The 17679-nt window shown below is 70.9% G+C and carries 15 protein-coding genes; 7 read left to right on the plus strand and 8 right to left on the minus strand.

Translation table 11 applies throughout. The features are described from left to right. Nucleotides 1–138 precede the first annotated feature (138 nt). On the plus strand, nucleotides 139–1164 hold the full coding sequence (locus tag GPA03_RS15755) for a LacI family DNA-binding transcriptional regulator (protein WP_156252995.1): 1026 nt from the start codon (nucleotides 139–141) through the stop codon (nucleotides 1162–1164). A 1194-nt stretch (nucleotides 1165–2358) separates the two neighbouring features. After that, nucleotides 2359–2544, plus strand: a complete 186-nt coding sequence (locus GPA03_RS15760; protein WP_156252996.1) for a hypothetical protein — start codon at nucleotides 2359–2361, stop codon at nucleotides 2542–2544. A gap of 628 nt (nucleotides 2545–3172) precedes the next feature. Here the strand turns inward: GPA03_RS15760 and GPA03_RS15765 are convergent. From GPA03_RS15765 to GPA03_RS15790, 6 genes are read right to left on the minus strand one after another with little or no spacing between them, the layout of a single operon-like run. After that, entirely contained in the window at nucleotides 3173–3910 is a 738-nt protein-coding gene (locus GPA03_RS15765; RefSeq protein WP_156252997.1) for a sirohydrochlorin chelatase, read from the minus strand. Further along, nucleotides 3907–4998 carry a uroporphyrinogen-III synthase gene (locus tag GPA03_RS15770; protein WP_156253231.1) on the minus strand — a complete coding sequence of 364 codons (1092 nt, stop codon included), beginning with the start codon at nucleotides 4996–4998 and terminating at the stop codon, nucleotides 3907–3909. Before GPA03_RS15770 ends, GPA03_RS15765 begins: the two co-directional genes overlap by 4 nt. A gap of 20 nt (nucleotides 4999–5018) precedes the next feature. Then, on the minus strand, nucleotides 5019–6011 hold the full coding sequence (locus GPA03_RS15775) for a siroheme synthase family protein (protein ID WP_156252998.1): 993 nt from the start codon (nucleotides 6009–6011) through the stop codon (nucleotides 5019–5021). Further along, on the minus strand, nucleotides 6008–6373 hold the full coding sequence (nirD, locus tag GPA03_RS15780) for a nitrite reductase small subunit NirD (protein WP_156252999.1): 366 nt from the start codon (nucleotides 6371–6373) through the stop codon (nucleotides 6008–6010). The genes GPA03_RS15775 and nirD overlap by 4 nt, the downstream gene beginning before the upstream one ends. Then, entirely contained in the window at nucleotides 6370–8937 is a 2568-nt protein-coding gene (gene nirB, locus GPA03_RS15785) for a nitrite reductase large subunit NirB (protein WP_156253000.1), read from the minus strand. Before nirB ends, nirD begins: the two co-directional genes overlap by 4 nt. 1 nt (nucleotide 8938) lies before the next feature. After that, entirely contained in the window at nucleotides 8939–9805 is an 867-nt protein-coding gene (locus GPA03_RS15790; protein ID WP_156253001.1) for a formate/nitrite transporter family protein, read from the minus strand. 278 nt (nucleotides 9806–10083) lie between these two features. On the opposite strand from GPA03_RS15790, the gene GPA03_RS15795 reads away from it, so the two are divergent. The 3 genes from GPA03_RS15795 to GPA03_RS15805 are packed head-to-tail and all read left to right on the plus strand — an operon-like array spanning nucleotide 10084 to nucleotide 13185. Next, a complete protein-coding gene (locus tag GPA03_RS15795) occupies nucleotides 10084–11256 on the plus strand; it encodes a type III polyketide synthase (RefSeq protein WP_156253002.1) in 1173 nt (390 codons plus the stop codon). Continuing rightward, the gene (locus GPA03_RS15800) at nucleotides 11253–12035 is read left to right on the plus strand and encodes a class I SAM-dependent methyltransferase (RefSeq protein WP_421958428.1); all 783 of its coding nucleotides are present in this window, start codon (nucleotides 11253–11255) and stop codon (nucleotides 12033–12035) included. Before GPA03_RS15795 ends, GPA03_RS15800 begins: the two co-directional genes overlap by 4 nt. Continuing rightward, entirely contained in the window at nucleotides 12028–13185 is a 1158-nt protein-coding gene (locus tag GPA03_RS15805; protein ID WP_421958429.1) for an FAD-dependent oxidoreductase, read from the plus strand. The genes GPA03_RS15800 and GPA03_RS15805 overlap by 8 nt, the downstream gene beginning before the upstream one ends. A 25-nt stretch (nucleotides 13186–13210) precedes the next feature. Here the strand turns inward: GPA03_RS15805 and GPA03_RS15810 are convergent, their stop codons facing one another. Together GPA03_RS15810 and melA are read right to left on the minus strand one after the other, a co-directional pair. Beyond that, nucleotides 13211–14059 (minus strand): UbiA family prenyltransferase, encoded by an 849-nt coding sequence (locus GPA03_RS15810; RefSeq protein WP_156253004.1) that lies wholly within the window; start codon nucleotides 14057–14059, stop codon nucleotides 13211–13213. 63 nt (nucleotides 14060–14122) lie between these two features. Then, complete coding sequence (gene melA, locus GPA03_RS15815; protein ID WP_156253005.1) at nucleotides 14123–15511, minus strand: alpha-galactosidase; 1389 nt, start codon at nucleotides 15509–15511, stop codon at nucleotides 14123–14125. 92 nt (nucleotides 15512–15603) lie between these two features. Here melA and GPA03_RS15820 point away from each other — a divergent pair, with 92 nt between their 5' ends. After that, nucleotides 15604–16767: a Gfo/Idh/MocA family protein gene (locus GPA03_RS15820; protein ID WP_156253006.1), complete on the plus strand. Its 1164-nt coding sequence runs from the start codon at nucleotides 15604–15606 to the stop codon at nucleotides 16765–16767. Next, nucleotides 16764–17627 carry a sugar phosphate isomerase/epimerase family protein gene (locus GPA03_RS15825; protein ID WP_156253007.1) on the plus strand — a complete coding sequence of 288 codons (864 nt, stop codon included), beginning with the start codon at nucleotides 16764–16766 and terminating at the stop codon, nucleotides 17625–17627. Before GPA03_RS15820 ends, GPA03_RS15825 begins: the two co-directional genes overlap by 4 nt. The last annotated feature ends 52 nt before the right edge of the window (nucleotides 17628–17679 follow it).

Consider the following 17679-nt stretch of genomic DNA (forward strand, 5'->3'; position numbering starts at 1 on the left):
TTACCTCGATCACCGGGCGGGAGAGGTCGGTTTGTTGTCTTGTCCAACATATCTGGCGAGGGGTCTGGCGTCAAGCCTGTGCGGATCATGCGGTGGTGGACACCGCCAAGGGTGCGGGAACCGCTTACCCTTAGGCGCATGGCCGGCCCGGTGACCCTCAGCGATGTCGCTCGCGAGGCAGGCGTGTCGCTCGCCACCGCCTCCCGGGCGATCAACGGATCCGCGAACCGGACCGTGCGCCCCGAGCTGCGCGAGCGGGTGCTGGCCGCGGCCGCCAGGCTGCACTACTCCCCCGATGCCAACGCACAGGCGATGGCGCGGGGCCGCACCAGCACCATCGGCCTGATCGTCCACGACATCGCCGACCCGTACTTCTCGTCCATCGCGGCAGGCGTGACCGCCGCCGCCGACGAGCTCGGGCTCGTGGTCACGCTCGCCACCACCCAGCACCAGCGCGGCCGCGAGCAGCAGTTCGTCGAGATCCTGCAGAGCCAGCGTGCCCGTGCGATCCTCATCGCCGGTGGCCGGTACGACGACCCCGAGGGCACCGCGGCCCTCACCGAGTCGCTTGCTGGCTACGTCGCGTCCGGCGGCTCGGTCGCGCTCATCGGGCAGGCCCTCGAAGGCTTCAGCACGATCGCGATCAACAACAGGAGTGGCGCAGCCGCGCTCGCTCGCAGCATGCACGGGCTCGGCTACCGGCGAGCCGCCGTGCTCGCCGGGCCCGAGGGTCACATCACGGCACGCGACCGCCGCGAGGGTTTCGTCCAGACCCTCGCCGACCTCGGCACCCCGGTGCCTGACGCCCACATCGTCGACTGCGCCTTCACCCGCGACGGCGGTTACGAGGGCATGCGCGAGCTGCTGGGACGCGACACCGACGTCGACCTGGTCTTCGCCGTCAACGACGTGATGGCGGTCGGTGCGATGGCCGCGGCTCGCGACGCCGGCCGCGAGGTCGGCGTGGACCTCGCCGTCGCCGGATTCGACGACATCGTCACGCTGCGCGACGTCAGCCCCGGACTCACCACGGTGCGACTCCCCCTCGACGAGCTCGGCGCCAAGGCGATCGAGCTCGCGCTGGCCGGGCCGGGTCCCGAGGCGACCGTGGTCGACGTCGACGGCGAAGTCGTGGTCCGCGCGTCGACACCACCTCGAGCCTGACCCGGTCGGCACTCACCCGGTCTCATGTCGGCGAGCGTGCGCCACGCCCCGACGTGCCCGCACTGGTCACTCAGCGTCCACCAGTCGGCCGGCTGGTCACTCAGCGCCCACCCGACCACGGGGTTCAACCGGTCGATGCAACCGTTGGATCGAACGGTTGGATCCGCCCACGCCAGGTGACCGCTCCTTCACACGGACGGTCTCCCTCGGGCCGGTTGTAGACGTAGTCGGGCTAGAAGCAAGACCAGCGCCACGACACGGGCAGCGCGCCCGCTCGTGAGCTCACCAAGGTATCGCTCGAGCTCAGCCGTGCCATCGCGCCAAGCGCACGCTCGCCGGGCGGGGGCACCAATCGATGCCCAGCGACGATGTCGCGTGCTGCCCTGACGCCTCCTGAGCCATCAGCGGCAACTCGCAGCCCGCGTCTCGACACATCTGATCGAGTCAGTGCGCGTCGTTGCGGCTCCTCCGCGAGCACGCGGAACCGCCGCCAGAGACGGCAACGCTCTTAGCATGTGAGCTACACAGTCTCACATGCTGGGCCAGGGTAACGAATCGGTGGCAGCCGGCCATCTGCATACTGAGCGCTGCACTCAGCGGCGCCAGCACCTTGAGAACGGAGAACGGGATCGTGGCGTCACACACAGCTGGTCAAGGAGCAGGCAGGTCGGCAGCTCCATCAGGAAACCCGGGGGGGGAAGTCAGGTAGCCCTGGTAGCGAGCGCTGAGATTCACATCGGCAGCACCATTCGGTTGCTCTTGAGCGTGCTGTTGGTTGTCGGAGCGCTCACGATGGCGACGTCCACGGCGCACGCCGACCCGATCAAGCTCGACCCAGGCAGCCAGAGCGGGAACACGGTCACACTAGAGAGTGGATCGACGGTAACCGTGGTGGCAGTGCCACAGACCGGGAACTCGCCAGACCTGTCTGTCAGCCCAGGCTGGACTCACGCCTACATCAGGCTGAACCAGTCCGACCAGCGGATCGCAATCGCTGGCAACGGCGCTGCGATCTGCCTGGCCACCGTGATCGGGTGCGTCGCCGCTTCGGGAATTGGGGCATCAGTCGCGCAGTGGCTCATGGAACGGGGCGGCGTCTGCCCGACGTCCAGGCCTACGCTGCTCGTCCAGGTGAGATACCTCCCGCTTGGGATCACGGGCATTGCGTGCACAAGCTGATCGAGAGGACTGATCATGTCTGAAAACTTGCGGCGAGGTTTTGTCGGCGGCTTGGTTCTGACAGCCGTGATGTTCTTCGTCTTCCTGCAGTCGCTCACCCTTGTGCAAGCCGTGCTGACTGTCCTCATACCCGCGCTGGCGGGTCTGACGATCGTCCTCCTGATTGGCAGGAGCATCGAGAGCTCGCGTACCCAGAGGTAGCTTGTACGATGCCCACCCTGTTTCCGCGTTTGCCACGCTGCGCGATTTCGACCCCGACCTGACCACCGCGCGTCTCCCGCTCAACGAGTTCGGCGAGGGTAATTGCAGTCCCACGTCGAGACCCGAACCATCGCGCAAAGCGGATGGACTCCGGGCACGACTGCGCTGGCTTGCGGCGGGCTTTCGGCAGCTCTCGGTCCCATCCCTGCCGGGGTGATGGGCGCAGCGTGCGCAGCAGCATCCGGCGTTATCGTGTACCAGGCGGGCGTAGCCCAAAACTCCAGTCCGAAGCGTTGCCTAGTCATCGCCATCCGCTGGCAGGCACTCCCCCCGGCGGCATTCCTACAGGTCGGAACCTATTCGGGTGGCAATTGCCGCTAAGCGAACGGAGGCAGCCAACTATGAACGAGAACCTGCACGTATTGATCCACCCCCGCTCGCACCGTGTCTTTACGATCGTCGGACTCACTGCAACTGTTGTGTGCTATACAGTCGGACTCTCGAGCGGTTTCGCGAACCCCAACTTTTTCGTATGGGTCGGGATGTCAACGGGTGCGATAACGCTGATCACATGGGTCACATGGCAGGTACGGGCCCAGGGTGAGCAGCGCAGGGAGCAATAGCGTGCTCACCTGTGCCGAGGCGACCCGCCCAACTGGCGGGTCGCCTCGGCGTAGCGGTCGAGGACGATCTGGACGAGGCGGGGGTCGGGGCCGAGGGGCTGGGTGACGACGTCGGCACCGGCCTCCTGGACCCGGTCGTAGAAGTAGCCGGGGGCGAGCAGGAACGCGATGACGACGACGCGCGGTGCGCTCTCGCGCGCTGCCGCGACCGCGTCGGTGACGCTGGGCGTCGCCATCGCGCCGAACCCGACGCTGACCGGCCCGGGGTGGATCGCACGGAGACCGGCGACCACGTGCTCGACGTCGCGGGCCGCCTCCGGGCGGCTGGAGCCTGCCGCAGCGACGACCACGGCATCGTCGGCGCGGACCCCTGCCTCCGTCAGGCGCTCAGCCGCGATCTCGACCAAGCGGTCGTCGGGACCCAGCGGCGCGCCGGCCGCGGCGCGCCCTGTGCCCGGTCCGCGATCGGCGACCGCGTCGGCGATGTCGACGTTCACGTGGAACCCGGCCGAGAGCAGCAGGGGAACCACCACGGCTTCACGCGCGCCACCGCCGTCGGGCATCACCACCTCGGTGACCACATCGGCCACCTCGGGCTGCTGCACGTCCACGAACGCCTCACGGACATCGAGATCGGGGCGGACCGCACGGACGCCGTCGAGGATCGCGCGGATCACGGCTCGGCCCTCGGGATCGTCGGTGCCGTGCGAGCAGCCGATGAGCACGGGGGCGGTGCCGGTCATGTGAGCTCCAGTCGATAACCGCGCTTGACCACGGTCTTGATGACATCACGGCGGCCCATCGCCTCGCGCAGCCGGGCGACCGCGACCTCGGCGGCGTGACCGGTGGCCGCGTCACCGGGCAGGATCGCGAGCACGTCGTCACGGGTGACGATCTCGCCACGCCTCGCCGCGAGCAGCCGCAGCACCTCCAGGCCGCTGGGCGACAGCGGCAGCAGGTGGCCGTCGAGCACCGCGACCCTGGATCGGATCTGCAGCGGCCCGGCGACCGTGGTGAGTGCGAGCGTCTCGACGTGCTCGTAATGCGCCACCAGCGCACGAACCAGCGCACCGAGCCGGCCACGCTCCGGAACCAGCGGATGGACCCCGCGGCGCTCCAGAGGCCCGGCCGTCACCGGACCGACGGCCGCCGCGATCATGGCGCCGCTGCCGAACAGGTGAAGGATCGGATCCGCCAGGCCCTGCTCCTCGACGGCGGTCAACCATGCCTCCGCACCCGGCGCCGAGGTGAACACCACCGCATCGATCTCACCCCTGGCTGCGGCCTCGACCGAGTCGGCGAGCACCTGCGGGTCGGGCGGCGGCCCCCAGCGGTACACGAGCAGGCTGACGACCTGCGCGCCGGCCTCGGCCAGCACCACGTCGAGGCCGTCGGCCCCAGCACCGTGCTGCTGGACGGCGATGCGCAGGCCCGCCACACCTTCCCGGAGCAGCAGGTCAGCGATCTCGGCGGAGGTCTCGGACTCGGCGACCCAGTCGGCGGTCAGCCCGACCGCCTGGATCGCGCCGCGGGCCTTGGGGCCGCGCGCGATGAGGCGGGAGGCGTCGAGGACCTTGAGGAGCTGGTCGGCGAGGCCGTGCGCGTCCGCGGCCTCCACCCAGGAGCGGAACCCGATGCCGGTGGTGACCACGACAGCGTCCGGCGGGTCCGCGACCAGCTCGGCCGTGCGGGCGAGCAGCTGGTCGTCGTCGGCGTGCGGGATCATCGTCAGCGACGGCGCGTGCCGCACCAGCGCGCCACGGCGCTCGAGCGCCGCCGCGAGCTCGTGCTTGCGGCGGTCTGCGGTGATCAGCACGGTGCACCCGGCCATCACCTGGCCCAGCGCAGCGTTCACGCGACCGCGGCCGTGACGCCGGTGTGCTCCGCGGCGACCTCGCCGATGACGATGACGGCGGGTGAGCGCACGCCCACCTGCGCGGCGCGGGCGACGATCTCGCGCAACGGCGCACGGGTCACCCGCTGCTGCGGTGTGGACCCGTTCTCGACGAGCGCGACCGGCAGCATCGGGTCGGCCCCGGCGGCCAGCGCCTGGGTCGCGATCCGGTTCAGCTGTGAGACGCCCATGAGAACGACCAGCGTAGCCGCGCCCTCGCGCACGCACGCGAGCGAGACGTCGTCGAGCCCCGCATGACCCGCGATCACGTGGAACGCCGCCACCGTGCCTCGGTGCGTCAGCGGCATGCCCGCGAGCGCCGGCACCGACACCCCCGGCGGGAGCTCGTCGAGCACGTCGAGCGGACCGAGCCGGTCGGCGATCACCACATCGGCCTCGGCCAGCGCGCGGCGGCCGCGCACGGTCAGCAGGTCGACGGCGCCCGGACCGCCTCCCACGAGCGTGACGCGACCGCCGGCTAGGCGGCGCCGACGTCGGTCGACACCGGTCATGTGACGCTCCGCGAGAGCGTCGCGCACAGCAGCCATCCGGCGGGGATCGCCCCGACCGTCCGTGACGACGCCGACCGTGAGGTCACCGCTGCGTGCGGTCGCCGGGGTATGCGCCGTGCCAGCCTCGGCGGCATCGGCGACCACGCACCAGGTGCGGCGTGCCTCGGCCCAGGCCGCGACCTGGTGGTTGACGGCCGGGTCGTCGGTCGCCGCGAGCACGAGCCACGCACCCTCGAGGTCGCCTTCGCGCACCGGGCGCGCCCGCCACGTGCCGGCGCGCTCCAGCAGCATCGCCAGCTCGTCCACGACCCGGGGAGCGAACACGCGCAGGTGCGCTCCGCCGTCGGCCCATGCCTGTGCTCGTCGCAAAGCGACGACGCCACCCCCGACGGCGAGGACGTCGCGGCCGGCCAGGTCGATGCCGAGCATCGAGATCATGGGGCGCTCGCCTCGATGCTGAGGGGTGCACCGACATGGACGACGCCGTCGATCACCTCGACCTGCCAGGTCACCAGATCGGGCGCGAGCCCTGGGCGGGGGGTGTAGCCCACGGCGTCCAGGCAGCGCCCGGTGCGCAGGTCGAAGACCTGCTTGTACATCGGCGAGGCGACGGTCGGGATCCCGCCACGGGTACCGACGATGCCGCGGGACATGACGTTGGCGCCCGAGTACGGGTCGCGCTGCTGCACCGCGTGCACGCTGTCGTCGGGCAGCCGGAACAGCGCGATCTGGGTGTCGCCGAGCAGGCCGGCCGCGCCCCGCTCGACGGCCAGGTCGGCGAGCCGGCAGATCGGGGTCATACGTGGACCTCGCTCGCTCGTTCGGCCTCGCTCGCGGGCCGGATCTGGCCACGCTCGGTGACGTAGACGAGGTCGGGGTCCGCGACGTCGGGAGCATTGACGAACGAGCCGAAGCGGCGCAGCTTCTCGGGGTCCTCGAGCACGGCGCGCCACTCGTCGGCGTAGCTGCCCACGTGCGCGGCCATCGCCTCGTCGAGGTCCGCGCCGATGCCCAGGGAGTCGTCCATGACGACCGCACGGATCGCCTCGATGCCGCCCTCGTGGTCCTCGACCCAGGCGGCCGTGCGCTGCAGCCGGTCGGCGGTGCGCACGTAGTACATGAGGAAGCGGTCGATCGTCCGGATCAGGGTCGCGTCGTCGAGGTCCTCGGCGAACAGCTTCGCGTGCCGCGGGTTGAAGCCGCCGTTGCCGCCGACGTAGACGTTCCAGCCCTTCTCGGTGGCGATCACACCGACGTCCTTGCTCCGAGCCTCGGCACACTCGCGCGCGCAGCCGGAGACGCCCAGCTTGATCTTGTGCGGCGAGCGCAGGCCCCGGTAGCGCAGCTCGAGCTCGACGGCCATGCCCACCGAGTCCTGCACGCCGTAGCGGCACCAGGTGGACCCCACGCAGGACTTCACGGTGCGCAGCGACTTCCCGTAAGCGTGCCCGGACTCCATGCCGTGCTCGACGAGCCGCTGCCAGATCTGCGGCAGCTGCTCGATCCGGGCGCCGAACATGTCGATCCGCTGCCCGCCGGTGATCTTCGTGTAGAGCCCGAAGTCCTTGGCGACCTGCCCGATCACCAGCAGCTGGTCGGGCGTGATCTCGCCGCCGGGGATGCGTGGGACGACCGAGTAGGTGCCGTCCTTCTGCATGTTGGCCAGCACGTGGTCGTTGGTGTCCTGCAGGGTCGCCTGCTCGCCGTCGAGGATGTGCCCGTTGCCCAACGAGGCGAGGATCGAGGCCACGGTCGGCTTGCAGATGTCGCAGCCACGGCCGGGCTCACGGCCGAAGCGCGCGATGATCTCGCTGAAGGTGTGCAGATCGGCGACCCGCACGGCGTCGAACAGCTGGGCGCGGGACATCTCGAAGTGCTCGCACAGTGCGTTGGAGACCTCGGCACCGGCCCGCTCGAGCTCGGTGGTGGTGATCTTCTTGACCAGCGGCAGGCAGGAGCCGCACGTGGTGCCGGCACGCGTGCAGGCCTTCACGCCTGCCAGATCGGTGCAGCCGTGCTCGGTGACGGCGTCCCGGATCGCGCCCGCGCTGACGTTGTTGCAGGAGCACACCGACGCCGAGTCGGGGAGCTCGAGGCTCGGAGCGGCGCCCGATCCTTCAGGTAGCAGCAGCTGGCCCGGGTCACCCGGGAGCTCGGCACCCAGCATCGGGCGGAGCGCCGCGTACGGTGCGGCGTCGCCCACGAACACCCCGCCCAGCAGCGTGCGGGTGTCGTCGGAGACGACCAGCTTCTTGTAGACGCCCGCCACCGGGTCGGCGTAGACCAGCTCCATCGAGTCCGGCGTGCTGGCGAACGGGTCGCCGAAGCTCGCGACGTCGACACCCTGCAGCTTGAGCTTGGTCGCGGTGTCGGCGCCCGGGTAGGTGGCCTCCCCCCCGAGCAGCCGGTCGACGACGACCTCGGCCATCGCGTAGCCCGGGGCCACCAGCCCCACGCACCCGTTGCCCTCGACGTTCGCGACCTCACCGACCGCCCACACGTGCGGGTCCCCGGTGTGGCACGCGACATCGACGATCACGCCGCCGCGCTCACCGACCGGCAGACCGGCGGCGCGGGCCAGCTCGTCGCGGGGCCGCACACCGGTGGCGATCACCACGACGTCGGCATCGAGACGGCCACCCTCGCCGAGATCGATCGAGCCGACGTGCCCGGTGCGGCGCGAGGACCGGATCCGGGAGGTCAGCGACTCGCAGCGGACCGCGATGCCCATGCCCTGCAGGATCCGCTTGAGCGCCTCGCCACCACCGAGGTCGATCTGCGCGTTCATCAGGTGCGTGGTCGCCTGCAGCACGGTGGCCTGCGCGCCCAGCGCCTTCAGTGCACCCGCGGCCTCCAGCCCGAGCAGACCGCCGCCGATGACCGCGCCACGGACCGGGCGCTGCCAGCCGTTCGCGCTCGGGGCAGCAGCACGCTTCTCCTCGACCCACCCGCGCAGCGCTGCCACGTCATCGAGCGTGCGATAGACGAACACACCGGGGAGGTCGGCGCCCGGGATCGGCGGCACCGCCGCGCTCGAGCCGGTGGCGAGCACGAGCTCGTCGTAGGGGTGGACCCGGCCGAGCCGGTCCGTGACCGTGCGGTTCTCCCGGTCGATCGCGGTGACGGCGGCGTCGCGCCGCAGCGTGACCCGCTCGTCCTCCCACAGCGCCGGGTCTCCGAGGGTGAGCTCCTCGGCGTCACGCGCCGAGAAGTAGCTCGTGAGAGCCACGCGGTCGTACGGCTTGGATGCCTCCTCGGCGAGGACGGTGACCTCCCAGGCACCGGCCTCGTCGCGAGCACGGAGGGCCTCGACGAGCCGCTGGGCGACCATGCCGCCACCGACGACGACCAGCCGGCGCGCCATCTCAGACCCCCTCGGAGACGAGAGCCGGCTGCGGGCGGGGCGCCGCGACCGGGCGGGGCAACTCGGCAGCCACAGTGCGCTTGCGGCCATAGGCCAGGTACAGCGGGAGCACCGTGAAGGTCAGTCCGCCGACGAGGTTGCCGAGCAGGGTGGGGATCTCGTTCCACACGAGGTAGTCGCCGAGCGTGAACTCGCCACCGAGCAGCAGGCCCGAGGGGAACAGGAACATGTTGACGATCGAGTGCTCGAACCCCATGAAGAAGAACAACATGATCGGCAGCCACATCGCGATCATCTTGCCGATGACGTCCTTGGCGAGGATCGCGCCGATGACGCCGGTGGAGACCATCCAGTTGCACAGCATCGCCCGCACGAACAGGGTCAGCATGCCCGCACCGCCGTGCTCGGCGTACCCGACCGTGCGCCCCTCGCCGATGTGACCGATCGCCTGTCCGACCTCGTTCGGGGAGACATCGAACCCGTAGGTCACCACGATCGACATCAGCACCGCGACCGTGAGCGCGCCGATCAGGTTGCCCACGAACACTAGGCCCCAGTTGCGGAGCACCGCCCTGCCCGTGATCCCGCGTGAGCGGTCGAGCCACGCCATCGGACCGAGCACGAGCACGCCGGTCAGCAGGTCGTACCCCAGCAGGTACAGCAGCACGAAGCCGACCGGGAACAGCAACGCCCCGAGCAGCGCCGAGCCGGTCGTCACGGTCACCGTGACAGCGAACGCGGCGCCCATGCTGAGGAACGCGGCACCCATCGCGCCCTTCACGATGGTGTCGCTGGTGCTCATCCTGATCTTCGTCTCGCCGGCGTCGGCCATGGCGACGACGAGGTCAGCGGGCTTGGTGTACGACATGGTCGATCTCCAGGTCGGGGGAGGTCGCCGCCCGGTGCTCCCGGTAGTTCCGGGCCCGGTCCGTGGCGTGCTCACGACGCTAGAGAGCGTGCGTTTCGCCCTCGTCACGGATGTGGACCGGACTGTTACGTTTCGCGCTCACCCCGACGTGAGCCGCTGTGAGATCCTCGCCCACGCCTGCCCGGAGCCGAGTCGGGCACGAGTCGGAGGCCGCTGTTGCGTACCCGGCGGCGACGATTCCAGCCGTGCGGAGCGGAGCCCGCAGATACAGTGGAAAGATGGCCATCAGCGTCAGGTCGGTGGCCACCTCGGTCCCACCGACCGTCATCAAGCAACCGGACATGCGCGACCTTCTGCTGGTCCAGCCCGGTCGCAGCCGGCTCGCCCGCCGTCTCATCGCGTCGGCCTTCGATGGCTCCGCCATCGACACCCGCCACACGGTTGTGGGTGACCTTGACCTCGGCGCGCCGCTCGAGGCGGAGCCGACCGCCGATACCGCTGGTCCGGTCTTCTGCGATCGCGGGCAGCGGCGCATCCTCTCCCCCACCACCGGCACGCGCAACGACCACTACGTCGCCCACGCGCCAAGCCTGTTCCTCGAGGCGGCCCGCGGGGCGCTCGCCGCCTCGGGCGGACTGCAGACCGGCGACGTCACGCACGTCGTGACCGCATCCTGCACCGGCTTCTTCGCCCCCGGCCCCGACTATGTGCTCGTGCGGGACCTCGGACTGGCCGCCACCACACGTCGCCTGCACGTGGGCTTCATGGGCTGCTACGCCGCCTTCCCGGCGATCTCGGCCGCGCGGTCGATCTGCGCCGAGAACCCCGCCGCGGTGGTGCTGGTCGTGTGCGCCGAGCTGTGCTCGCTCCACCTCGAGGCGTCGGACGACCCGGACACGATCGTGGCCTCGGCGCTGTTCGCTGACGGCGCCGCCGCCGCTGTCGTCACCGCCCGACCCGCGCCGGCGGGGCATCTCGTGCTCGATCTCGACGAGATGCGCACCACCCTGACACCCGTCGGCGAGCAAGACATGGCGTGGACGATCGGCGACCACGGCTTCGAGATGGTGCTCTCTCGCTACGTGCCGTCGATCATCTCCGAGCACATCCGCGGTGCGCTCGACCCATTGCTCACGACGGCGGGGACGGACTCGACCGGGGCCGGTGGACGCATCGCTCGCTGGGCCGTGCACCCGGGCGGCCGCTCGGTGCTCGACAAGGTCGAGCAGGCGCTCGGGCTCAGCGAGGCGCAGATGGAACCGTCCCGATCGGTGCTGCGGGAGTACGGCAACATGTCGAGCGCGACCGTGCTGTTCGTCCTGCAGCGCTTGCTCGCGGCGGCCGACGGGACGCCCGAGCGCGTGTGCGCCATGGCCTTCGGACCCGGCCTCACCGTCGAGTCCGCGCTGCTGACGATGAGGCGGTCCGACGGCGCACCGGCCGCCGCGTGAGTCGCAGATCTGCGGCAGCGTTCGCCCGCACGAGGCGCTCGAGCCACGGGCTGGAGCGCCGCGACGTCGCAGCGTTCGAGCTGATGGACGACCCGGAGTGCGACGCCGAAGGCCTGCGGCGCACCTACCGCGCCTTCGTCGCCGTGAACCGCCTGGTGGCCGGATGGCGGAGTATCTACGCCCGCCGCCTGCGGCCGCTGCTGTCACGCGAGGTCAGCACGACGCTCCTCGACATCGGATCTGGCGGTGGCGACGTCGCCCGCTCCCTCGCCCGCTGGGCCGCGCGCGACGGGCTGCTGCTGGAGATCACCGCGATCGACCCCGACCCGCGCGCGATCGAGTACGCCGAGAGCCTGCCTCCGACTGGAGTCACGTTCCGGCGCGCGCTCAGCTCCGACCTCGTGCATGAGGGTGCCGCCTTCGACGTCGTCGTGTCGAATCACGTGCTGCACCATCTGGATCCCGAGGGTCTCGATGGTCTGCTGCACGACAGCGCGGCGCTGGCGCGGCGCCTCGTCGTGCACAGCGACATCGCGCGCGGGCGGCTGGCCTACGTCGGCTACTGGGTCGGCACGATCCCGCTCCACCGCCGTGGGCGACCGCACGCGGCGTTCGTGCGCGACGACGGCCTGCTCTCGATCCGGCGCAGCTACCGGCCCGACGAGCTCGCGGCCGTGCTGCCCGACGGCTGGCGCGTCGAGCGCGCGCCGTTCCGCGTGCTGGCCGTGCGCGAGCCGGCGTGGGTGTCGGGCGCGATCGAGCGCGATGTCGGTGCGTGACGTCCTGGTGGTCGGCGGCGGCACCGTCGGCCTGGCCCTCGCCGCCCGCCTGGCACGGGGCGGACTGGACGTCGCCGTGTGGGAACGACGGCCCGCACCTGCTCCGGGCACGGGACGTGCGGGACACTCGCGCGCGATCGGCATCCACGCTCCCGCGCTCGAGTCCCTCGAGCCGGCGGTCGCCGACCAGATCGTCGCCGAGGCCGTGCAGGTGCGCCGCGGCGTCGCCCGCACCCGCGAGCGCGTGCTGGGCGTCGTCCCCTTCGACGGCGTCTCGCGCCGGTTCCCCTACGTCGCGACGCTTCCGCAGGTGCGCACGCAGCAGATCCTTCGCGAGGACGTGGCAGCCCTGGACGGCGTGCACCTCATCCACGACCGCACGCTCACCGCTCTGGAGCAGAAGCCCGGCGGGGTTCACGTGAGCGCTGAGGACGGGTCTGCGGAGACGGCGCGCTTCGTGGTGGCCGCCGACGGCGCGCGGAGCCGGGTGCGCGACCTGCTCGGCGTGTCCTCGCCGGTGCGCGCCTATCCCGACAGCTACGTCATGGGCGACCTGCTCGACAGCACCGACGCCGGCGCGGACGCGGTCATCCACCTCGAGCGCGCGGGCGTCGTGGAGTCCTTCCCGCTTCCCGGTGCCCTGCGGCGCTGGGTCGTCCGTACGCCGTCGCCCGTCGTCGAGCCGACCGCCGAGAGTCTCGCCGCACTCGTCACCGAGCGGACCGGGGTCCTCGTGGACCCGGCGACGACCAGCATGCTGAGCGCGTTCACGGTCCGACGACGGCTCGCCTCACGCACCGTGGTGGGCGGCGTCGTCCTGCTCGGTGACGCCGCGCACGAGATCAGCCCCATCGGCGGCCAGGGCATGAACCTCGGATGGCTCGACGGCGCACGGCTGGCTCCGCTGCTTCTCGCCGCGGTTCGCGGCACCGCGGACGGGCCCGCGACCGCCGCAGCACTCGACCGGTTCGACGCGGCACGCCGACGGCGCGCTCGGTGGGCGGCGCGGCAGGCCGAGCTCAACATGGGCCTCGGGCGACCGGTCGCCGGGTTCGGTGCCGTGGTGCGGGACGGGTTGCTGACCGCCGCGCTCCGGAGCCCGGCCCGCCGCGCGTTGGCGTCCGTGTACGCCATGCGGCACCTCCGCTGAGACACCGGTCCTGCGGCGCGAACGATCAGGCCGTCAGCGACGTGCCCGCCAGGACGAGGCTGCCGGCAACGATCAACGACGCCACGATGATCAGACGGAAGAGCAGGCGGCCGGGCGGGCGCGTCGCCACGAGGACGATCCCCAGCGCGGCGATGGCCAGGCACAGAGCCAGTGCCACCATCCCGAGCGGAGTGGGCGACGACGCCGCCCCCGAGAGCACAGGTCCGAGCGTCACCAGCGTGGCCGCGACGGCGAGCGCGACGAACGCGACCACGCCAGCAGCCACTCGACCGAGGCGATGCGGCAGTCCGTCGATGCCGGTGGAGGCATCGTCATCGAGGTCGGGCAGGACGTTGGTGAAGTGGATCGCGACGCCGAAGGCAGCACCGACGCCGAGCGCCCACCACGTGGCGGCCGCCGGCGGCTGGGCCGCCAGTGTGACGACGGCGGGGAGCAGTCCGAAGCTGAGGACGAACGGGATGACAGAGGCCGCCGTCCTCTTGAGCACGGCGTTGTACGCCCAGCCGGAGGCCACCAGGATGAGGTGCGCCACCGCAGACCGCCAGCCCAGCACGAACGACGCCGGGATGGTGAGCGCAGCGAAGACCCAGGCGGCCCTGCGCACGGCGGTGACCGAGATGTCGCCCCGGGCGACCGGCTTGTCGGTGCGGTGGACGGCTCGGTCCCGCGCAGCGTCCAGCCAGTCGTTCGAGAAGCCGATCGAGAGCTGACCGGCGAGGATCGCGATCCCCAGGGCCCCGATGCGCCAGGCCGGCAGGTCGATGGCGATGCCGAGGACGACCGCCAGGACGGTGACCGTCGCCGTCGGCCCGGGGTGGCTGGCGAGCAGCAGCGAGCGGGTTCGGGCGAGCATCCGACCACGGTAGGCGTGGCCGTGGCTGCTGCGGTGCCGATCGCGAGGACGTGGTCCTCCGGCTCAGGGCTCGACAGCGCCGAGGAGCTCGGCCGGCAGCAGCTCGGCGTGGGCGGCCAGCAGCTCGTCGGTCATCGCACGGATCTGCGGCAGCGTGCACATCGCCGCGGTGAGCGGGTCGAGCGCGACGGCGTGGTGGACGTGCTCGACGTCGCCGGTCAGGGCGGCCCGGACGGCGAGGGTCTGCACGTTGACATTGGTGCGGTTGAGGGCGGCGAGCTGGGGTGGCAGCTCCCCCTGGGCCGTGGGCTGCACACCGCCTGCATCGACGAGGCACGGCACCTCGACGCACGCCTCCGCCGGCAGGTTCGTGATGAGCGAGCCGGCGTTGGGCACGTTCCCGTGGACGACGCTGGGCACGCCGGTGACGATCGAGTTCACGATGGTGGCGCCGTACTCCACCGAGGGTGCCAGCTCGCGTTGCAGGCGCTCGAGCTGATCGGTGAGGTCACCCGGGACGTCGTGCGCGGCGCAGATCTCGTAGTAGTCCCACCGTTGCGGGATGTACTCGGAGACCAGCTCGGCGTTCTTGCGGAAGTAGGGCAGGTACTCGGAGGCGTGGTGACTGGACTCGGTCTGGAAGTACCCGAAGGCGTTCATGATGTCCGTGCGGACCTGCTCGTTGCCGCCTTCGTACGTGCTGGCGGCCGCGGCAGCACCGGAGTGGTCGCCGTCATCGGCACGCAGCGCCGCTGCACCGCGCCCGACCTGGTGCCGTGCACGCATCTCTGCCCGGAGCCGGGGGTAGAGGTCCTCGTCGCCGTGACGGAAGTCGAGGACCCATGCCTGGTGGTTGATCCCGGCGCACCGGTAGCTGACCTCCTCGTAGGGCACCCCGAGCGTGCGCGCGAGCATCCGGGTGGTGCCCTGCACGCTGTGGCACAACCCCACGGTGCGCAGCCCGAGCGCGTTGAGGTAGGCCGTCGCCATCGCCATGGGGTTGGCGTAGTTGATGAACGTCGCCTCCGGGCACAGCTGGAGGGCATCGGCCGCGATGTCGCGGTAGGCGGGGACCGATCGCAGGAACCTGAACACCCCACCCGGACCCACCGTGTCCCCGACGGGTTGGTCGATGCCGTACCGACGCGGAATCTCGACGTCGTGGCGGTAGGCGGCGACACCTCCGACCTGGAAGGTGATGATGACGACGTCGGCTCCGTCCAGCGCCTGGCGACGATCCGTCGTCGTCATGACCCTGGTGGGAAGCCCGTGATGGGCCACGAGGGCACGCGCGGCGGAGGCGACGCCATCGAGCCGGCCCGCATCGATGTCCATGAGTCTGATCTCGGCAGCCTGCAGCGCGGGAAAGCTGATGAGGTCACCGAAGAGCCGGAACGGGAAGACGAAGCCGCCGGCTCCGATGATGGCGATGGTGGGGGACGTCCGCGTCATGGTTCCACGCTAGGGGCTCGTTGACACCACCGAGACCCTCCCTTAGGCTGCGGAAAGCGCATTCCCACGGCCACGACCTCCAGGAGCTCCCCATGTCCACCCGCACCCTCCGCATCGGCATGAACGGCATCACGGGCCGGATGGGGTACCGCCAGCACCTCGTCCGCTCGATCGTCCCGATCATGGAGCAGGGCGGCGTGACGCTCGCCGACGGCAGCAAGGTGCTCGTCGAGCCGATCCTCATCGGCCGCCGCCCCGACGCCGTCAAGGAGATCGCCGAGCGCCACGGCATCGAGCGCTGGACCACCGACCTCGAGGGCACGATCGCCGACCCCGAGGTCGACATCATCTTCGACGCCTCGATGACCTCGCTGCGCGCCGCGACCCTCACCGCCGCCATGAAGGCCGGCAAGCACATCTTCACCGAGAAGCCCACGGCCGAGACCCTCGACGAGGCGATCGAGCTCGCACGGCTCCGCCGGGAGACCGGCGTGACCGCCGGCGTCGTCCACGACAAGCTGTACCTGCCCGGACTGGTCAAGCTCCGCCGGCTGGTCGATGAAGGGTTCTTCGGCCGCATCCTCAGCCTGCGTGGCGAGTTCGGCTACTGGGTGTTCGAGGGCGACGTGCAGGCCGCGCAGCGCCCGAGCTGGAACTACCGCAAGGAAGACGGCGGTGGCATGACCACCGACATGTTCTGCCACTGGAACTACGTGCTCGAGGGCATCCTCGGCAACGTCAAGAGCGTCGTCGCCAAGACCGTCACGCACATCCCGACCCGCTGGGACGAGAAGGGCGAGGAGTACGCCGCCACCGCTGACGACGCCGCCTACGGCATCTTCGAGATCGAGGGTCCGAGCGGCGAGGAGATCGTCGCCCAGATCAACTCCTCCTGGGCCGTGCGCGTCTACCGCGACGAGCTGGTCGAGTTCCAGGTCGACGGCACCCACGGCTCCGCGGTCGCCGGGCTCCGCAAGTGCGTCGCGCAGCAGCGTGCGCACACGCCCAAGCCCGTGTGGAACCCCGACCTGCCGGTGACCGAGCCCTTCCGCGACCAGTGGATGGAGGTCCCGGCCAACGCCGACCTCGACAACGGGTTCAAGCTGCAGTGGGAAGAGTTCATCCGCGACGTCGTCGCCGGGCGCGAGCACCGCTACGACCTGCTCTCTGCCGCACGCGGCGTGCAGCTCGCCGAGGCCGGGCTCGCCTCCTCCGCCGAGGGCCGCAGGGTCGAGCTGGAGCCGATCGCACTGTGACCCGGCTGGCGCTCAACACCGCGACCACGAAGTACGTCACGCTCGCCGAAGCCGTGCGGGTGGCGGCCGACGCCGGCCTGACGGCGATCGGGCCGTGGCGCGACCGCGTCGCCGAGGTGGGCCTGGAGAAGGCGACCACGCTCATCCGTGACGCCGGGCTGAGCGTCTCCAGCCTGTGCCGCGGCGGCTTCCTCACCGCCGCCGACGCCGAGGGCCAGGCCGCTGCACTCGCCGACAACAAGGCCGCGATCGTCGAGGCCGCCACCCTCGGTACGAGCGAGCTCGTGCTCGTGGTGGGCGGCCTGCCCGCCAACCCCGAGCCGGGCGCCGCTGCACTTCCCGACGGCGATCGCGACCTGATCGCCGCCCGCCGGCGGGTCGTGGACCGGGTGGGCGAGCTGGTGCCGTTCGCTGCTGAGCACGGGGTGCGCCTGGTGCTGGAGCCGCTGCACCCGATGTTCGCCGCCGATCGCGCGGTGCTGTCCACGCTGGGTCAGTGCCTCGACGTGGCTGCCGACTTCCCGCAGGAGTCCGTCGGTGTGCTGGTCGACACCTACCACGTGTGGTGGGATCCCGAGCTGGAGAACGTGATCGCACGCGCGGGCCGCGAGGGCCGATTGGCGCTCTACCAGGTCTGCGACTGGCTGCTCCCGCTCGCCGCCGACCCGCTGCTCTCGCGCGGCTTCATGGGGGATGGCTACATCGATTTCCCCACCATCACCAGGTGGGTGGCAGATGCCGGTTACACGGGCGCCGTCGAGGTGGAGATCTTCAACGCGGAGATCTGGGAGGCACCGGCCGAGCAGACCGTCGCCACCATGGTCGAGCGCTACACGAGGCTCGTGGAGCCCTACCTCTGAGCATCTCTGTCCCGGCCAAGGCTGTCAGTGATCGCGCGGACAAGAATTGTGA

The sequence above is a fragment of the Pseudactinotalea terrae genome, assembly GCF_009733845.1.
In the GTDB taxonomy this organism is placed as follows: domain Bacteria; phylum Actinomycetota; class Actinomycetes; order Actinomycetales; family Beutenbergiaceae; genus Pseudactinotalea; species Pseudactinotalea terrae.